This is a genomic window from Microbacterium sp. I2 (assembly GCF_051364985.1).
Taxonomy (GTDB): domain Bacteria; phylum Actinomycetota; class Actinomycetes; order Actinomycetales; family Microbacteriaceae; genus Microbacterium.
The window spans coordinates 96296-111482 of sequence record NZ_JBLWIH010000018.1 but is presented as its reverse complement, the minus strand read 5'-3'; the positions used below and the strand labels follow the sequence as shown (position 1 = coordinate 111482).

The window sequence follows — 15187 nt, the reverse complement described above, 5'->3', positions numbered from 1 at the left end:
GCGGGGTCCCCCCCCCCCCACCACCTCGGCTCGACCACACGCAAGACGGCAGACGACGCCGAGACAGCGGCATCCGGAATCGACGAAAGGCGGCAGACATGGCACGGGACGTTCTGAGCATCGGGCAGGTGCGCATCCACTCCGGCAGCGCGACGCGCGAGGAGGCGATGAAAGAGGCGGCCGACATCCTGGAATCCTCCGGCGCCGTCACCGGCGCGTACTTCGACGCGATGCAGCAGCGGGAGCAGACCGTCTCGACCTATATGGGCAACGAGCTGGCGATCCCTCACGGCACCAACGAGACCAAGGACGCCATCCTGGAGTCCGCACTGTCGGTCGTGCGGTATGACGGGGGTGTCGACTGGGGCGGCGAGCCGGTCACGTTCGTGATCGGGATCGCCGGCAAGGGCGACGAGCACCTCGAGATCCTCTCGCAGATCGCGATCCTCTTCTCCGAGGAGGACGAGGTCGAGAAGCTGAAGGGGGCCCAGTCTCCCGAGGAGCTCTTCTCCCTCGTATCGGCCGCGGGCGTGTGATGAAGGCCGTCCACTTCGGCGCGGGCAACATCGGCCGGGGCTTCGTCGGCCTGCTGCTGCACGAGGGCGGCTACGACCTGGTGTTCTCGGACGTCGCGGCCGCGCTCGTCGACGCGATCAATGCCGCGTCGTCGTACACCGTGCACGAGGTGGGCGAGGGTGGGCGCGACATCGTGGTGACCGGTTTCCGTGCCATCAACAGCGCCGAGCATCCCGACGAGGTGATCGACGAGATCGCCGGCGCAAATGTCGTCACCACCGCGGTCGGGCCGACCGTGCTGAAGTTCGTCGCTCCGCTGATCATGTCGGGCCTGGCCCTTCGCGATCCGTCTTCTCCCCCGCTCCAGATCATGGCGTGCGAGAACGCCATCGGCGCGACCGACCTGCTGCGGGGCGAGATCGTGGCCCTCGCCGGCGAAGCGTGGGACGCCCTGGCGTCGCGCGCGGTGTTCGCGAACACCGCGGTCGACAGGATCGTGCCGGCGCAGGCTCCCGGCGACGGCGTCGATGTGACGGTGGAGCCGTTCTTCGAGTGGGCGATCGAAGGGGATCCGTTCGGCGACGACCCGCCGAACATCCCGGGCGCCCACTTCGTCGACGATCTCGCGCCCTACATCGAGCGCAAGCTCTTCACCGTGAACACCGGCCACGCGGCCACGGCGTACTACGGGGTGCAGGCCGGCGTCGAGACCATCTCGGAGGCGCTGGCCGACGACGACATCGCGGCGCGCGTCAGCGCGGCACTGGAAGAGACCTCGGCGCTGCTCGAGGCCAAGCACGAGTTCGACGCGGCAGAGCTCGCCCGCTACCGGGCGACGATCCTGTCACGATTCGCCAATCGGGCGCTCCCCGACACGGTGTGGCGCGTCGGCCGGCAGCCGCTGCGCAAGCTGTCTCGGCACGAGCGTTTCGTGGGCCCTGCCGCCGAGGCGGCCGAGCGCGGGCTGAGCGTCGACGCGCTCGTCGACGCGATGGGCGCGGCACTCGCGTTCGACGACTCCGAGGACGCGCAGTCGGTGGATCTGCAGCGGATGCTGCGGGAACAGGATGCCGCGTCCATCACCGAGGCGGTCACCGGCCTGGAGCCGGGGCATCCGCTCTTCCCCCGCGTTCAGGAGGTCGTCGCCGCCCGGCAGGCCGAGCTCCGGCCCTGAGCACCGCGGGTACGCTCGTTCGGTGACCGTTGTCCTCGCGGGTCTCGCCGCCTTCGTCGCCGCCGTCATCCAGCGGATCACCGGACTCGGGTTCGTTCTCGTGCTCGTCGGGCCCATCGTGCTGCTGTACGGCCCGGTCGAGGGCATCACGATCGCGGTGATCCTCGCGCTCATCGCTTCCCTCGTCGCCATCCCGCTGGTGTGGCGGCGAATCGACTGGCGTCGCACGTGGTGGCTCGTCTGGCCCGGCCTGCTGGCGGCTCCGTTCGGCGTGCTCGTGGTGCGACTCCTCCCGGAAGCGGCGCTCCTTCTCCTCATCGCCGCGATGGCGTATCTCGCACTGGTCGCCGGCCACCTCCCCGCGCTGTCTGCTTCCCTCACCGGACGCACTGGTGCCGTCATCGCCGGCTCCGCCGCGGGTTTCATGAACGCCGCGAGCGGGCTGGGCGGTCCGCCGCTGGCGGCTTACGCCGTGGGCGATCGGTGGGCGCAGGTGCGCTTCGCTGCCAGCGCACAGGTCATCTTCGTCGCCCTCGACATCGCTTCCGTCGCCCTGAGAGGGCTTCCCGCGGTCCCTCTCGAAGACCTCGGCGCGCTCGCCCTCGCGACCGTCGCGGGCATCGCGATCGGCACGATCCTCGCGCGCAACGTGTCGCCGCGGATCGCCCGCGCAGCCATGCTCGTGCTCGCGTGGGCCGGGGCGACGGTGGTGCTCGGCCGCGGCATCCTCGCGCTTCTCGTGTGAAGCCGGCGAGGTCGCTCAAGCGGGGCGCAGCTCGGGCGACGCTTCGGTGCGCGCGAGCCAGTGCCGGAGCACCCGGTGGAACAGCTCAGGGTCCTCGGCACTCCACACGTGGTGCATCCGTGGGGCGATCGCCGCGGTTCCGCGCGGAGTGCGGCCGACGACGTCGCGCAGAGCCGCGCGGACCACGCGCGGCTCTCGCTCACCGGCGATCGCGAGCAGCGGAGCCTGGAGGCCGCGCAGCCCGTCGAGCACCGACGCCGGCACGCCGTCGTAGACCTCGCGCATCATGCGCCCGGCCGAGTCCCGATCGATGCCGAGGCCGGTGGTGACGAACTCGTCCACGGAGTCGGCGGGCAGCCGGAAGCTGCGGGCAAGCCCCGTCCAGTACGAGCGCGACCCCCACACCGCGATCTGAGCGAGCCCGATGACACGCGTCACTCCGCGGACTCCCCGCACCGCCGCGCCCGTCACGAACACGCTCCGGACGACATCCGGATGCCGCGCCGCCAGGATCACACCGAGCACGCCGCCGAGCGACAGCCCGACCACGTGGGCCCGCCCGCCCTCGCCGTGCGCGCGCACGAGATCGGCGAGGGCGTCGGCCACCTCGACGAGCGTCGGCCAGGACTCGCCGGCCGATGCTCCGAAGCCGGGAAGGTCGGGGATGAGCGAATGGAAGCCGGGAAGCGCCTCGGCCTGGCCGCGCCACATCCATCCCGCGACGTTGCCGCCGTGGATGAACAGGATGCTCTCGGCCCCCGCCGGGCCGGACTCCACGAACCGCATCACAGCACCGCCAGCGTCGCGTCGATCCACTCGAGCTCGGCCTCGAGCGCCCGCAGCCCGTAGTCCAGCGTCGCCGTGCGCAGCCGCTGCTCCCGCGTGGCGGTCGCCCGCGGCAGCGCACGGAGAGCGGCAAGCCGCTGCTCCACGGCTGCCCGTCGTTCGGCCAGGAGCCGGGGCGCGAGCTCCGGCTCGCCGCGCCCGGAGAAGAAGAGGCGCGCCAGGAAGGGCTCTCGGGCGCGCTCCGGCTCGAGCTGCGAGTCGAGCCAGTCCGCCAGCATCCGCCTGCCTCCGTCGGTGATCCGGTGCTCGCGCCGGTCGGGCCGCCCCTCCCCGGGGATCACGTGCACCTCAACGGCCTCTTCGTCGACGAGCTTGCTCAGTGTGCGGTAGATCTGTGCCTGGTCGGCCGACCAGAAGTGGGCGGCCGAGCCGTCGAACGCCTTCTTGAGGTCGTAGCCGGTCATCGGCTCGATGTCGAGCAGTCCGAGGATGATCGCCGGAAGTGTCATGGTGATATTAGACAACACATATATAGGACCCTGCAAGTATAGACCGTGAATTTCCTCCCTCAATGACGAGAACATAAGGTCTCTACTGGCGCACGACGACGTGCGAGGAGCACACTGAGGAATCCATGACGGAGCAGCGGTACGCGATCATCGGAGCAGGCCCGTCGGGCCTGTCGGCCGCACGGGCGCTGCAGAAGCAGGGCATCTCGTTCGACGGCTACGAGGCATCGCGCGGGGTCGGGGGCCTGTGGGACATCGACAACCCCCGCTCGACGGTGTACGAGTCCGCGCATCTCATCTCGTCCCGCACGACCACCGAGTTCCGCGAGTTCCCGATGCGCTCGACCGCCGACTACCCGAGTCACCGCGAGCTGATCGCGTACTTCCGCGAGTTCGCCGACCACTTCGGGCTCGCCGAGCTGTTCCGCTTCGGGACGAGAGTCACCTCGCTCACGCGCACCGAGGACGGCGGATGGATGCTGCGCGCCGAAGGCCCGCACGGCTCCGTCGAGCAGCGCTACGACGGCGTGGTCCTTGCGAACGGCACGCTCGCCGAGCCGAACCTCCCCACCTTCCGAGGCGAGTTCACCGGTGAGGTCCTCCACACCAGCGCCTACAAGACGGCGACGCAGCTGACCGGCAAGCACGTGCTCATCGTGGGCGCCGGCAACTCGGGATGCGACATCGCGGTCGACGCGGTCCATCACGCGGCATCCGTCGAGATGAGCGTGCGCCGCGGGTACTACTTCGTGCCCCGCTACCTGTTCGGCAAGCCCTCCGACACGCTCAACCAGGGCCGTCCGCTCCCCGCGCGGGTCAAGCAGTTCGTCGACACCCGCGTGCTGCGGGCCTTCACCGGCGACCCGGTGCGGTTCGGATTCCCCCAGCCGGACTACCGCCTGTACGAGTCGCATCCGATCGTCAACACGCTGATCCTGAATCACCTCGGCCAGGGCGATCTGCGCATCCGTGCCGACATCGACCGCTTGGACGGGCGCACGGTGCACTTCCGCGACGGGTCGAGCGGCGAGTACGACGTCGTGCTGATGGCCACCGGCTACACGCTCGATTACCCGTTCGTGGTGCGCGAGGAACTCAACTGGACCGGCTGGTCGCCGAAGCTGTACCTCAACGTCTTCCCGCCCGCCTTCAACGGACTCTTCGTGATGGGCATGATCGAGGCATCCGGAATCGGCTGGCAGGGCCGCTACGAGCAGGCCGAGCTCATCGCCGCGTACCTTTCGGCGCTGGACCGTCACCCCGAGCGCGCGGCGGCGTTCCGCGCCCGCGTCGCGGACGAACCGTGGCCCGATCTCAGCGGCGGCTACCGCTATCTGGGCCTGGAGCGCATGTCGTACTACGTCAACAAGGACGCCTACCGGCGTGCCGTGCGTGCGGCCACCGAGAGCTTGACGACGGATGCCGTCGCCACCGCGCCGCGCCGCGGCATCCGTCGTCCGCCTCTCGTCCGACGCCGCGTGAAGGGAGTCTCGGCATGAATCCCGACGACGTCGTCCTGAACTTCAATCCCGGGACCCTCGTGGTGCTCAACGTCGTGCTCGGGCTCATCATGTTCGGGATCGCACTGGACACGACCGTCGACGACTTCAAGGTCGTCGCGCGCAAGCCCAAGCCGTTCGTCATCGCGATCCTCGCGCAGCTCGTGGTCCTGCCTGCAGTCACATTCGGGCTGACGCTGATCCTGCCCGTGACGCCCTCGATGGCGCTCGGCATGATCCTCGTGGCGTGCTGCCCTCCCGGCAACATCTCGCAGGTGCTGACGCATCGCTCCGGAGGCAACGTCGCCCTGTCGGTGTCGATGACCGCGGTGTCGAACCTGCTCTACATCGTGGTGCTGCCGCTGTCGGTCGCCTTCTGGGGCTCCGTGCACCCGACCGCCCGCACGCTCCTCGAAGCTGTCGAGCTGAACCCGTGGGCGATGCTGCTCGACATCTTCCTCATCATCGGCCTGCCGTTCGCGGCCGGGCTGTTGATCCGCAACCGGTTCGAGCGGTTCGCGACGAAGGTCCAGCCGTTCGTCAAGTGGTTCTCGCTGCTGGCGCTGGTGGCGTTCATCGTCGCGGCGCTCGCGGGCAACTGGTCGTACTTCGTCGCGTTCCTCGGGATCATCGTGCTCGTCGTGACCATCCACGACGCGGTCGCCCTCGCGATCGGCTACGGCACGGCAGTGGTCGGCGGACTCGGCACGCGCGAGCGCAAGGCGATGACCTTCGAGGTCGGCATCCGCAATGCCGGCCTGGGACTCGGGCTGGTGTTCGCGTTCTTCGGGGGTCTGGGCGGCATGGCGATCGTCGCCGGCTGGTGGGGCATCTGGGACATCATCGCGGGTCTCGTCCTCGCGGCACTGTGGGCCCGCCACACCCGGCGACGCACCGGCTCGGCGAAGGGCGACGCATCGCGGCACGCGGCCGCGACGAGCGGAACGGATGCCACGGCCGGCGACGCCGCGACACCGGCGGGGCCGGCCTCGTGAGCGTCGCCGCCCGCGGAGTCCGTGTGCTGGTGACGGGTGGCGCGGGGTTCCTCGGCTCGCACGTCGTCACCGCCCTCACCGGGCATCCCGACGTTAAGCTCGTGGTGGCCGGCGATGTGCGGCCGCCCGAGCATCCCGTCGAGGATGTGCTCTACGAGGAGTGCGATGTGACGGGACCGGCCGGCCTCGCCGCTCTTCTCGAGCGGCACGACATCGATGTCGTCGTGCATCTTGCGGCGATCGTGAGCCCGGGCCGCGACCATGACCTGGAGTACCGCGTCGATGTCGACGGCACCCGTCAGGTGCTCGACGCGTGCGTCGAGGCCGGTGTGCGCCGCATCGTCGTCTCGTCCTCCGGCGCGGCGTACGGGTACCACCCCGACAATCCGGAATGGCTGCGGGAGTCCGACCCGGTGCGCGGCAACGAGGAGTTCCCGTACGCCAAGCACAAGCGCCTCGTCGAGCAGATGCTCGCGGGATTGCGCGTGACCCACCCCGCGCTCGAACAGGTGGTGTTCCGCATCGGCACGATCCTGGGGCCGAGCGTGCAGAACCAGATCACCGCGCTGTGGGACGGCCCCGCGCTCCTGGCCGTGCGCGGCTCGGACTCGCCCTTCGTCTTCGTGTGGGTGGACGACGTCGCTGCGGCCATGGTCCGCGCCGCCACCGACGGACCGCCCGGCATCTACAACGTCGCCGGCGACGGCCGCCTCACGATTCACGACATCGCGCGCCGTCTCGGCAAGCCGGTCATCACCGTGCCTGCGGCCCTGATCGGGTTCGGCCTTCGGATCGGACGGATGCTGCGCCTCACCGTGCACGGACCCGAACAGGTGGGGTTCCTGAGGTACCGCCCCGTGCTCGCGAACGAGGCGTTGAAGACGCGGTTCGGGTTCACTCCGGCGATGACCTCGGCGGAGGCGTTCGAGGAGTACTTGCGGACCCATCCCGGCGTGGCACGGCGCTGACCCCTGCGCGTCGCTCCGGCGTCGAGGTCCGGTGCGTCGCGGCGTGCGCCAACTCGCGAGAAGGTGCCTTCGTCGCCGAGACGGTGGCACCTTCTCGCGCGCCGGGGCACCTCGTCGCGCAGCGAGGCACCTTCTCGCGCACCGGGACACCTTCTCGCGCGCCGGGGCACCTTCTCGCGCGCCGGGCCACCTTCTCGCGCCCGGGCACCTTCTCGCGCGCCGGGGCACCGAGATCAGGGAGACTGGAGCGACAGCAGACGGAGGGCAACGTGAGCACGACCGAACCCGTCGAGCGCGGACGACGGTCCGAAGCATGGACCTGGGTCGCGGTGTCAGCCGTGGCGCTGGCCCTGATCTCGGTGCAGGTCCCACTCTCGGCGACGATCTACGGAGTGCCGCTGGCTGCCGCGTTCAGCCTCACCGTGCTGCACGTCGGCGCACTGCCGCTCGCCCTGCGCTGGCCGACGGCCGCCGGCGTGATCTCGGTGCTCGCGGTGTGCGGTCTGCTGTGGCTGTCGGCGCCGACGCCGGAAGCACCGTGGCCATGGGCGGTGGCACCCGAGATCACCCAGTTCTGCATGGTGTTCCTGCTCGCCTTCCGGGCCCCGTGGCAGATCGCCAGCTCGATCTTCGGCCTGTCGGCGGCAGGCTCCATCGTGATCGCCCTGGTCCACGGCGGCGGCCACGCCGATGCCGCGACGGCGAACATCGTCGTCTTCGTCTCGATCGGCGCCGGCGTGCTCGGCATCGGCATCGCGGTGCGTCAGTGGCGTCGCATCCGCAGGCAGCTGGTGCGCGAGCAGCGCATCAATGCCGAAGAGCTGTCGCGCCGGGTCATCGCCGAAGAGAAGGCGCGGCTCGCGCGCGATCTGCACGACGTCATCGCGCACAGCATGTCGGTCATCAACGTCCAGGCGGCGAGCGCCCCCGCACGCCTCGGCGGCGTCGACACCCGCACCGCGGAGGAGTTCGCCGACATCGCCACTCAGGCCCGCACGGCGCTGCGCGAGATGCGCGGGCTGCTGGACGCGCTGCGCGTCGACGGAGACGCGCCCCTCGTCGAGCCGCAGCACGGGCTCGCCGACATCGGCGTGCTGGTGCGCCAGACCGCGCAGGCCGGCGCCGACGTGCGGAGCGAATGGATCGGCTCCGACAAGCCCGCGCTGTCGGCGATCGCCGACCTCGCCGCGTACCGCGTCGTGCAGGAAGCACTGAGCAACGCGCTGCGCCACGCGCCCGGGGCCGCCATCCGGGTCGCCGTCGAGGCGCTGGACGGCATGGTGGTCATCCGCGTGCGCAACGAGCGCCCCACGACCCACGCCACGGTCGTCGCCGGTGGGGGCCACGGGCTCGTCGCCATGCGCGAACGCGTGCGCAGCGCCGGCGGCACGGTGGTCGCCGCCGCGACGAGCGACGGCGGATTCGAGGTCACCGCGGAGTTCCCGGCGACGAAGGAGGAAGCATCCGAATGATCCGTGTCGTGATCGCAGACGACCAGGCCATGGTGAGGGCCGGCTTCTCGGCACTGCTGGGCGAGCAGCCCGACATCGAGGTGGTCGGTTCCGCCGCCGACGGCGAGGAGTGCGTCCGGCTCGTCGCGCAGCTTCACCCGGATGTCGTGCTGATGGATGTGCGGATGCCGGTGCTCGACGGCATCGCGGCGACCCGGGAGATCTCCGCCGCGCCGCAGGCCCCCCGCATCCTGATCCTGACGACCTTCGACATCGACGACTACGTCTTCGACGCGCTGTCGGCCGGCGCGGCCGGCTTTCTCCTGAAGGACGCGTCGCCCGAGGAGCTGACGCAAGCGGTCCGGATCATCGCCGCCGGCGACGCGCTGCTCGCCCCCAGCGCGACCCGGACGCTCATCGAGCGGTTCGCCGCGACCAGAGGACCGCGGCGCACGGATCGCGCCGTCCTCGGCCAGCTCACCGAGCGGGAACGCGAGGTGCTCGTGGGTGTCGCGCAGGGCGAGACCAACTCCGAGATCGCCGCACGCTTGTTCGTCGCGGAACAGACCGTGAAGACACACGTCTCGCGGATCCTCGCCAAGCTCGGCGCCCGCGACCGGGCCCAGCTGGTGATCGCCGCCTACGAGGCCGGGCTCGTCATCCCGGGCGCCGGGTAGCGGCCGGCGCGCGGGACCGATGCGCTGCGGCCGGAGGCCAGCCGCAGCGATGCGACGAGTCCGGCGACGGCGAGCACGGCCGTGAGCGGAGTGAACCCGCCGATCAGCACCGCGACCACACCGGCCATACCGAGCACCACGGCCACCACGACCCGGCCTCGGGCCGGCTCCTGACCCGTGGTCGTGACCCGGCGGCGCTCGAAGCGCTGCGCCACGAGCACGAGCAGCACCGTCGCGACACAGACGCTCAGGATCCACGCCGGCCGTGTCGCCCACCACAGCGGGCTCAGCGGGTCGGGGAAGGGAACACCCGACGCGAACAGCAGCGCCGCGACGAGGACGAGGGCCGGCATGTGCCACAGGTACACCGTCATCGAACGGCTGCCGATCGCATCGACGGCGGCTGCGATGTGCGGGCGGGCGGCCACCTGCCGCAGGCGGGGTGCGGCGAGCGCCAGCGCGAAGAGCTGGGCGGCGCCGAGCACGACCAGACAGATCGTCGGCGGGTTGAGGTTCTCGTACATGTCGGGCGAGTACGCGCCCGACGCGAACAGTCCGGCGAGCACGATCAGCGAGGCGCTGAGCCCCATGACGAGTCGCCGCGGCGACATCACCGCGAGGCGCCCGTCGGCCCACCAGAAGCCGAGCTGCTGCATGGCCAGCCACACGAACGCGAGGTTGAGGAAGCCGAGGCCGGCGATCCCGGTGCCCATTCGCAGTGCATCCACCGCCACGACCCCGAGCACCAGCATCCCGAGCGTCATGCGCGGAGCCCACTCATGGCAGCGCGACAGCAGCGGCACGAGAGCCGAAGCGCCCAGGTACACCCCGAGGAACCACATCGGCTGCGCCATGCGGAACCCGAGCTCGCCGACCAGGTCGGGCGACACACCGGCCATGAGCGCGACCGTGAGTCCGACGCCGATCACGGCGAACGCGGCGATCGCCGGCACCGCGAGGCGCCGCAGGCGGCCGGTCACGAACGACACGGCGGATTCGCCGCGGTCCCGCATGCGCCGCCACTGCGTGATCCCGGCGAATCCGCCGACGATGAAGAAGATCGGCATGATCTGCACGATCCACGACACCGGCGCGAACCACGCCTGGCCGATCACGACGTTCGTCACCGCGATCTCGCCGTCCACGACCGCGATCCCGGCCATGAAGGCGTGCAGCGCGACGACCACGACGAGGCACACGGCGCGCACGAGGTCGATCGCGGCATCCCTCGGAGCGGGGGAAGTGCGGGCGGTGTCGGTGCGGGGACGATCCAGAAGCGTCACGACGGGTTCCCAGTTCTGTTCGGGTTCTTTCGGTGTCCTGCAACCGTAGGAATCGGGCCCCGTCGCGCGCGTCACCCCGCAGAGCCGTCCTTGCACCCCCTACCCCGGTAGGGGGTGCGCGGCCCCCGGCCCCCGGCATCCCTCCATCTTTCCTCCGGATCCGTCCCTCCGAATCGTGGCCACGCGTGCGGTCCAGGTTTGGCAGATTTACCGCACCCGGAATCGGCAGAACGTGGACCGCAGCCGACGGCAGCGCCGCGCGGCGGAGGTGGAGGGCGCGGGGAACCCGGCCGAGCGCCTACCCTTGCCATCCGGCACGAAGGAGGGCGCGACGCACCAGGTCGATCGCGACATTCGGGTCGGGATACAGATGATGATGCAGGATGCGCACCAGATCCCAACCCTCGTCGGCGATGTCGCGCCATCTATCGGCATCGCGCGCGAACTGTGTGGGGTTCTCTGCGTGCTGACGGCCGTCGTACTCGACGCCCACGCGATATCGCAGGTATCCCTGGTCGAGCCGAGCGAGGAATCGGCCATCCGCCGCCCGCAGTTCGACCGCGAGATCCGGCTCCGGCAGACCGGCCTCCACGAGGATGAGCCTCAGTCTTGTCTCCCACGGGGACTCCGACCCGTCACGCACTCGGTCGAGCACAGGCTCGAGCGCGGGTGCTCGATTTCGCCGGGCCTCGGCTCTCAACTGGTCTATCGTCGCGAGACCTCGGCGGCGAGCGACGAGATGATCGGCCGCGACGATGAGTTCGACCTCGGTGAGGTGAGTGGATGCCTGCACCCAGGCCCGTACCGGATGCTCGACCCGCAATCCGCCGATGACGCGAAATGCCGCCTCGCGCTGGGCGAGGCGATGCGAGACGACGCCCGCAGAGCGCGCGGGATTGCGGGGCCGGAGGCCGGAGACGTGGATCGCCTCGTCCCAGTCCAGCGGCGTCGGAACGCCGCGCAGGATGAGCGCGGTGCCATGACTGAAGAAGTCCGTGTCGCCCATCCGCGTGGCGAACTGGCGGCACCTCTTCTTGAAGTCTCGGAGCTCCCGCTGCTTCGGGGTCAGCTTGTCCGGCTCGGCCGGGTCGCCCGGATCCGCCCCTCTCCACTGCCGGACTCCTCGAAACGGAGCGTCGAATCGCGCGCCCGCCAGCGCGCCGCGACCGACTCCGGCCGCGAGGCCGGCGGCGACAGCGAATGGCTCGTCGCCGAAGGGGGATCCCTGGGTGGTCACGCCACGATCTCAGCACCGTCTGTCACCGCCGGCGCGTCGCCGGAGCCGATCTGTGGACACCAGTGACTCCCGCACCCCGTGGGGAGGAGGCCGCGGTCCGGGTTCCGCCGATTCCCGGCATCCGGAACCTGCCGAACCCGGACCGCGACCGTCCTCCCCGTGCCGCGGCATTCGCGGTGCTTGTGACCCGGTTGGTGGGGGCCAGGTTCGGCAGGTTCCGGATGCCGGGAATCTGCCGAACCCGGACCGCACCAACCGGGTCACGAGCACCGACGGATGCCGCGGGAGCCGATCTGTAGACACCAGCGACTCCCGCCCCCCGTGAGGAGGACGGTCGCGGTCCGGGTTTCGCAGATTCCCGGCATCCGGAACCTGCCGAACCCGGACCGCACCAACCGGGTCACGAGCACCGACGGATGCCGCGGCACGGGGACCTCCGAACCGGGACCGCACGCGCGGGAGCGCGAGGAGTTTGGCTACTCCGCGAAGCCGCTGGTGATGAGGTCGATGAGCTCCTCGCGCTCCTCGACCGCGAGGAACGCGCCGGCCGCGGCGTTGAGCTGGAACACCTCGAGGTCGTCGAGACCGTACTCGAAGGTCTCGGCCAGCAGCGCGAGCTCTCGGGTCAGCGACGTGCGGCTCATGGTGCGGTTGTCGACGTTCACCGTCACCGAGAATCCGAGCTGGTACAGCAGGTCGAAGGGGTGGTCCTCCATCGTCGTGCCCCACCGCTCGATCGCGCCGGTCTGCAGGTTCGACGAGGGCGAGAGCTCGAGCGGGATCTCACGGTCGCGCACCCACCGCGCGAGGTCGCCGAACTGCACGAGCACCTCTTCGCCCGCGCGCGAGACGACCTCGAGGTCTTCGGCGATGCGCACGCCGTGCCCCAGCCGCAGGGCCCGGCCGTCGATGAGGGCGGAGCGGATCGAGTCGAGTCCGGCAGCCTCACCGGCGTGCACCGTCGCGGGGAAGAACTCGGACGCCAGGTAGTCGAAGGCGGCACGGTGATTCGACGGCGGGAATCCGTCCTCGGGCCCGGCGATGTCGAAGCCCACGGCGCCGCGGGTGCGCCAGTCGACGGCCAGACGTGCGATCTCGAGCGAGCGGTCGGTGTGCCGCATCGCGGTGATCAGCTGCCCGACACGGATGTCATGGCCGCGCCGCTCCGCAGCGTCCTCCCCCTCCTCGATGCCCTCCTGCACCGCGGCGACGACCTCCTCGAGCGACAGACCGCTGGCCAGATGCTGCTCGGGAGCCCAGCGCACCTCGCCGTAGATCACGCCGTCGGCGGCGAGGTCCTCGACGAACTCGCGCGCGATGCGCGTGAGTCCCTCGCGCGTCTGCATCACGCCGGTCGTCAGGTCGAACGTCTTGAGGTACTCCACCAGCGAGCCCGAGTCGCTCTTCTCGGTGAACCAGTCGGCGAGGTCGTCGGCATCCGTCTCGGGCACATCGAGCCCGATGTCGTCGGCGAGCTCGATGATCGTCTGCGGCCGCACACCGCCGTCCAGGTGGTCGTGCAGCGACACCTTCGGAAGACCGCGGATCGACACGCCGTCCAGGATGGCGTCACCGTGCTGGTCGATGGGCATGTTCTCTCCTCGGTGGGGCATGTCGGAAGCGAGCGGACGGGGTGCCGGGACGGATGCCTCAGCCTAGGCGGTGATGCGTTCCCGCACGAGCGGAGCCGGGGCCGGGGCATCCGGTCCCACCTGCCACGCCCCGTCGAGCGCCTCGAGTGCACGATCGAACCGGGACGCATCTTCGCCGAGCAGGGTGAACAGGGGCTGTCCGGGCGAGACGACGTCGCCAGGCTTGACGTGAAGGTCGATGCCGGCGGCGTGCAGCACCGGATCCTGGGCGCGAGCGCGCCCGGCACCGAGCCGCCACGCGGCGATGCCGAAGGGAAGCGCCTCGAGGCGGGTGAGGTAGCCGGCTTCGGCCGCCGTCACCGTGTGGGTCTCGCGGGCGGCCGGGAGCGCGGCATCCGGATCCCCGTCCTGAGCGCGGATCATCGCGCGCCACGCGTCCATCGCGCGGCCGTCCTTGAGCGCCGCCTCGACGTCGGCGTCCGGCTGGCCGGCGAGGGCGAGCATCTCGCGCGCGAGCGCGACGGTCAGCTCCACGACGTCGGCCGGGCCGCCGCCCGAGAGCACCTCGACCGACTCCCGCACCTCGTTGGCGTTGCCGATCGCCAGGCCCAGCGGCGTGTTCATGTCGGTGAGGAGTGCCGTGGTGGCGACGCCCGAGTCGGTGCCGAGCTCCACCATCGTGCGGGCGAGTTCGCGCGCCTTGTCGATGTCGCGCATGAACGCGCCGGAGCCGAACTTAACGTCGAGCACGAGCGAGTCGGTGCCCTCGGCGATCTTCTTCGACATGATGCTCGACGCGATCAGCGGGATCGCCTCGACCGTGCCGGTCACGTCCCGCAGCGCGTACAGCTTCTTGTCGGCGGGAGCGAGCCCCGAGCCGGCCGCGCAGATGACGGCGCCGACCTCGCGCAGCTGCGCGAACATCTCATCGTTCGACAGCGCCGCACGCCAGCCCGGGATCGACTCGAGCTTGTCGAGCGTGCCGCCGGTGTGGCCGAGGCCGCGCCCGGAGAGCTGCGGGACGGCGACGCCGAAGGCGGCGACCAGGGGCGCGAGCGGAAGCGTGATCTTGTCTCCGACGCCGCCGGTGGAATGCTTGTCGACGGTGGGCTTGCCCAGCGACGCGAAGCTCATGCGCTCACCCGACGCGATCATCGCATCGGTCAGGACGCGGACCTCGTCGCGCGCCATGCCGTTGAGCAGCACGGCCATCGCGAAGGCGGCCATCTGCGAGTCGGCGACGTACCCGCGTGTGTACGCGTCGACCATCCAGCGCAGCGCGTCCTCGGGAACGGCTCCCCCGTCGCGCTTGGTGCGGATGACATCGACGGCGTCGAATGCCTCGACCGACGTCATCGGGCGGCCTCTTCGAGGTCGCGCGGGCCGAACGCGTCAGGAAGCACCTCGTCGATGGTGCGGATGCCCGACACCGTCTCGAGAAGCATTCCGGGGATCGCGAATTCGTAGAGCAGCTGGCGGCACCGGCCGCACGGCATGATCGTGTGGCCCTCGCCGTTGACGCACACGAACGCGACGAGGCCGCCGCCGCCGGTCATCGCCAGCTCGCTCACGAGCCCGCACTCGGCGCACAGGGTCACTCCGTACGACGCGTTCTCGACGTTGCAGCCCGTGACGATGCGTCCGTCCGTGACGAGGGCGGCCGCACCCACCTTGTAGCGCGAGTACGGCGCGTAGGCACGGTGCATCGCCTCCGTGGCGGCGGCGCGCAGTTCATCCCAGTCGATGTCGGTCACA

At 70.5% G+C, this 15187-nt stretch carries 15 protein-coding genes; 8 read left to right on the top strand and 7 right to left on the bottom strand.

All coding sequences use genetic code 11. The features are described from left to right. The first annotated feature begins 98 nt into the window (after nt 1-98). Genes ACLKM7_RS13710 through ACLKM7_RS13700 form a run of 3 tightly spaced genes read left to right on the top strand, consistent with a single transcriptional unit; the run spans nt 99 to nt 2435 of the window. The gene (locus ACLKM7_RS13710) at nt 99-536 is read left to right on the top strand and encodes a PTS sugar transporter subunit IIA (protein WP_436447715.1); all 438 of its coding nucleotides are present in this window, start codon (nt 99-101) and stop codon (nt 534-536) included. Continuing rightward, nucleotides 536-1690, top strand: a complete 1155-nt coding sequence (locus ACLKM7_RS13705) for a mannitol-1-phosphate 5-dehydrogenase (RefSeq protein ID WP_436447714.1) — start codon at nt 536-538, stop codon at nt 1688-1690. Before ACLKM7_RS13710 ends, ACLKM7_RS13705 begins: the two co-directional genes overlap by 1 nt. 22 nt (nt 1691-1712) lie before the next feature. Next, nucleotides 1713-2435 (top strand): sulfite exporter TauE/SafE family protein, encoded by a 723-nt coding sequence (locus ACLKM7_RS13700; protein WP_436447713.1) that lies wholly within the window; start codon nt 1713-1715, stop codon nt 2433-2435. 15 nt (nt 2436-2450) lie between these two features. Here ACLKM7_RS13700 and ACLKM7_RS13695 read toward each other — a convergent pair whose 3' ends face one another. Together ACLKM7_RS13695 and ACLKM7_RS13690 are read right to left on the bottom strand one after the other, a co-directional pair. Further along, nucleotides 2451-3212 (bottom strand): alpha/beta fold hydrolase, encoded by a 762-nt coding sequence (locus ACLKM7_RS13695; protein WP_436447712.1) that lies wholly within the window; start codon nt 3210-3212, stop codon nt 2451-2453. An 8-nt stretch (nt 3213-3220) separates the two neighbouring features. Next, nucleotides 3221-3730, bottom strand: coding sequence for a PadR family transcriptional regulator (locus ACLKM7_RS13690; protein ID WP_436447711.1), 510 nt, complete (start codon nt 3728-3730; stop codon nt 3221-3223). Between the two features lie 125 nt (nt 3731-3855). Here ACLKM7_RS13690 and ACLKM7_RS13685 point away from each other — a divergent pair, with 125 nt between their 5' ends. From ACLKM7_RS13685 to ACLKM7_RS13665, 5 genes are all read left to right on the top strand, one after another. Then, nucleotides 3856-5229 (top strand): flavin-containing monooxygenase, encoded by a 1374-nt coding sequence (locus tag ACLKM7_RS13685; protein WP_436447710.1) that lies wholly within the window; start codon nt 3856-3858, stop codon nt 5227-5229. Continuing rightward, nucleotides 5226-6224 (top strand): bile acid:sodium symporter family protein, encoded by a 999-nt coding sequence (locus tag ACLKM7_RS13680; protein WP_436447709.1) that lies wholly within the window; start codon nt 5226-5228, stop codon nt 6222-6224. The genes ACLKM7_RS13685 and ACLKM7_RS13680 overlap by 4 nt, the downstream gene beginning before the upstream one ends. Beyond that, nucleotides 6221-7192, top strand: a complete 972-nt coding sequence (locus tag ACLKM7_RS13675) for an SDR family oxidoreductase (RefSeq protein WP_436447708.1) — start codon at nt 6221-6223, stop codon at nt 7190-7192. Before ACLKM7_RS13680 ends, ACLKM7_RS13675 begins: the two co-directional genes overlap by 4 nt. Before the next feature lie 269 nt (nt 7193-7461). Next, nucleotides 7462-8664 (top strand): sensor histidine kinase, encoded by a 1203-nt coding sequence (locus tag ACLKM7_RS13670; protein ID WP_436447707.1) that lies wholly within the window; start codon nt 7462-7464, stop codon nt 8662-8664. After that, nucleotides 8661-9320, top strand: coding sequence for a response regulator (locus ACLKM7_RS13665; protein ID WP_436447706.1), 660 nt, complete (start codon nt 8661-8663; stop codon nt 9318-9320). Before ACLKM7_RS13670 ends, ACLKM7_RS13665 begins: the two co-directional genes overlap by 4 nt. Here the strand turns inward: ACLKM7_RS13665 and ACLKM7_RS13660 are convergent. From ACLKM7_RS13660 to ACLKM7_RS13640, 5 genes are all read right to left on the bottom strand, one after another. Beyond that, nucleotides 9284-10603 carry an acyltransferase family protein gene (locus ACLKM7_RS13660; RefSeq protein ID WP_436447705.1) on the bottom strand — a complete coding sequence of 440 codons (1320 nt, stop codon included), beginning with the start codon at nt 10601-10603 and terminating at the stop codon, nt 9284-9286. The genes ACLKM7_RS13665 and ACLKM7_RS13660 overlap by 37 nt on opposite strands. Nucleotides 10604-10901: 298 nt before the next feature. Then, nucleotides 10902-11840: a hypothetical protein gene (locus tag ACLKM7_RS13655; RefSeq protein ID WP_436447704.1), complete on the bottom strand. Its 939-nt coding sequence runs from the start codon at nt 11838-11840 to the stop codon at nt 10902-10904. 476 nt (nt 11841-12316) lie between these two features. Beyond that, on the bottom strand, nt 12317-13432 hold the full coding sequence (locus ACLKM7_RS13650; protein ID WP_436447703.1) for an adenosine deaminase: 1116 nt from the start codon (nt 13430-13432) through the stop codon (nt 12317-12319). Nucleotides 13433-13495: 63 nt separating this feature from the next. After that, the gene (locus tag ACLKM7_RS13645; protein ID WP_436447702.1) at nt 13496-14788 is read right to left on the bottom strand and encodes a thymidine phosphorylase; all 1293 of its coding nucleotides are present in this window, start codon (nt 14786-14788) and stop codon (nt 13496-13498) included. Further along, the gene (locus ACLKM7_RS13640) at nt 14785-15186 is read right to left on the bottom strand and encodes a cytidine deaminase (protein ID WP_168912454.1); all 402 of its coding nucleotides are present in this window, start codon (nt 15184-15186) and stop codon (nt 14785-14787) included. The genes ACLKM7_RS13645 and ACLKM7_RS13640 overlap by 4 nt, the downstream gene beginning before the upstream one ends. Between the last annotated feature and the right edge of the window lies 1 nt (nt 15187).

Coding starts and splice junctions, on each gene's coding strand:
- ACLKM7_RS13680 (WP_436447709.1), top strand. CDS start 5,226: ATGAATCCCGACGACGTCGTCCTGAACTTCAATCCCGGGACCCTCGTG.
- ACLKM7_RS13650 (WP_436447703.1), bottom strand. CDS start 13,432: ATGCCCATCGACCAGCACGGTGACGCCATCCTGGACGGCGTGTCGATC.
- ACLKM7_RS13645 (WP_436447702.1), bottom strand. CDS start 14,788: ATGACGTCGGTCGAGGCATTCGACGCCGTCGATGTCATCCGCACCAAG.
- ACLKM7_RS13685 (WP_436447710.1), top strand. CDS start 3,856: ATGACGGAGCAGCGGTACGCGATCATCGGAGCAGGCCCGTCGGGCCTG.
- ACLKM7_RS13710 (WP_436447715.1), top strand. CDS start 99: ATGGCACGGGACGTTCTGAGCATCGGGCAGGTGCGCATCCACTCCGGC.
- ACLKM7_RS13665 (WP_436447706.1), top strand. CDS start 8,661: ATGATCCGTGTCGTGATCGCAGACGACCAGGCCATGGTGAGGGCCGGC.
- ACLKM7_RS13690 (WP_436447711.1), bottom strand. CDS start 3,730: ATGACACTTCCGGCGATCATCCTCGGACTGCTCGACATCGAGCCGATG.
- ACLKM7_RS13705 (WP_436447714.1), top strand. CDS start 536: ATGAAGGCCGTCCACTTCGGCGCGGGCAACATCGGCCGGGGCTTCGTC.